Annotated in this window: 2 protein-coding genes; both read right to left on the bottom strand. The window is 73.3% G+C overall.

What is annotated here, in order from left to right; genetic code table 11:
• Nucleotides 1–1,793 (bottom strand): GAF domain-containing protein (locus VF468_02820; GenBank protein HEX5877244.1); only part of this gene is annotated, 1,793 nt, incomplete at its 3' end.
• A 56-nt stretch (nucleotides 1,794–1,849) separates the two neighbouring features.
• Nucleotides 1,850–2,130 (bottom strand): SDR family oxidoreductase (locus tag VF468_02815; GenBank protein HEX5877243.1); only part of this gene is annotated, 281 nt, incomplete at its 5' end.

Raw genomic sequence — 2,130 nt, 5'->3', positions numbered from 1 at the left:
AGCTGGACCTGCAGGGCCCGGTCCGGGGAGGACCAGTCGTCCCCCAGCAGGGTGGCCACGCGGGAAAGCCTCTGCCCCACCGTGTTCGGGTGCACGTGCAGTGCGGTGGCGGTCCGGCCCAGATGGCCACCCTCGCCGAACCAGGCGTCCAGGGTCGCTGCCAGGTCGGAGCCCCGGGCGGTGTCGTAGTCGAGCACCGGCCCGAGGGTGTCCTGGACGAAGTGCCGTCCGGAGTCACCGGCGGACAGGAGCACGCCGATGAATCCCAGGTCCGCGGTGGTCGCTCCCTGGCCCTCCCGGCCGAGCGCGAGCATGGCGGCCAGCCCCTGCCGCGCGGACCGGTGCGCGCGGCGCAGCGCGTCACCCCGGGACGGCCCGTTGACGACCTGTTCGCCGGCGGCGGTGACCGGTCCTCCGAGCACCCGGCTCAGGCCGGCCGCCGCCTCCCTGGCCGACGCCCCGGGATCGGTCCCGGGCACCAGCAGCACCAGGTGCCCGTCCAGCCGGGCCGACAGTCCGCGCTGCCGGCCGGCGTAGAACGCGGCAGCCTGTTCCGAGTCGACCCGGTGACGCGGCACCGCGCAGACCACGACGACCAGGTCACCGGTCAGGTCGGCGTCCAGATGGGCGGCCCGCGCGCCGATCTCGCCGGAGTCGGTGACCGAACCGTTGAGCAGGTCCTCGAGCAGGTCGCGTCGCCCGCGGTTGGCCATCTCGGCCAGGTGCCGGTTGAACAGGAGCAGCAGCGCGGTCACCACCGCGCCACGCTCCAGCACCCGCATGTCGGCCGGCCGCGCCTGACCCTCCCGGGTCAGCACCAGCCGACCAAGGAGCTCGGAGCCGGTGGCCACCGGAACGGCCGACTGGCCGGGCTCGAGCGGGGTCGACATCTCGGACGGTCCCTGCAACTCGACCGATCCGCCGAGCACCTCGGCCAGTTCGGCGGCCACCTCGGCGACCCCGCCGCCACGGAGCACCAGCTCCGCCAGCCGATCGTGGGCCACCACGGCCAGCTCCACGTCCTTGCTCTGCTCCCGCAGCGAATCGTTGGCCTGCTCGAGACTGATCAGCGCGGAACGGGTCTCGGTCAACAGCCGAGCATTGTCCAGGGCCACGGCGGCGTGCGCCGCCAGCGAGGACAGCAGGGCGACCTCGTCCCGGGAGAAGGCGCGGCGCCGCCGGTCGGCCGCGAACAGCACGCCGATCACCTGGGCGCCCCGCTTGAGCGGAACCCCGAGGATGGACACCAGCCCCTCCGAATGCACCGCCGAATCGATGTTGCCCAGGTGCCGGAACCTGTGGTCGTTGAAGTAGTCCGCCGAGGCGATCGGCACCCCCTGCTGGGCCACCAGGCCACCGAGACCACCGCCCAAGGGCAGCCGCACCGCCTGGAACTCGGCGGACACCGACCCGTCGGTGACCCGCATATAGGTGTCGCCGCGCTCGTCGTCGTTCAGGCACAGGTACGCGATGTCCCGGCCGAGCAGGGCCCTGGCCCGCCGCACGATCGCCGCGAGAACGTCGTCGACGCTGGTCAGCGCGGCCAGGTCGGACGCGGTCTGGAACAGCGCGGCCAGCTCCGCCTCCCGCCGCCGGTGCGCCTGCAACTGGTCACGCACGCCCAGCGCGACCTGCTTGGCCCGCTCCAGAGCGTCGATGTCGGCGGCGGGCAGCCCGACCGAACGGGCGTCGACGACCGGCCGTTCGAACTCGACCGCTGACGCGTCCCGCGCCAGCAGGTCCAGCAGGTGCGCGACCCCCTCGGCCACGCCCAGGTGCCGCCCACTGCCCAACGTGGTCGACTCGACGCCCGGCGCCTCGGCGGCCGGGCCGATGGTGCGTGGCGCGGTCAGCGGGCCCCCCAGCCGCCGTCGAGCACCAGGTCAGAACCCGTCATCGAGTCGCACGCGGGCGAGCACAGGAACGCCGCCGCCGCGGCCACCTCGGCCGGCTCGATGAGCCGTTTGACTGGCGACGACGTCAGGATGATCTTGGCCAGCACCTCGTCCTCGGGCAAGCCGTGCACCGCGGCCTGGTCGGCGATCTGCTGCTCGACCAACGGTGTGCGGACGTATCCGGGGTTGATGCAGTTGCTGGTGACGCCATTGCCGGCGCCCTCCAGCGCGATCA

The organism is Actinomycetota bacterium (assembly GCA_036280995.1).
In the GTDB taxonomy this organism is placed as follows: domain Bacteria; phylum Actinomycetota; class CALGFH01; order CALGFH01; family CALGFH01; genus CALGFH01.
This window is presented reverse-complemented; position numbering and strand designations above follow the sequence as displayed.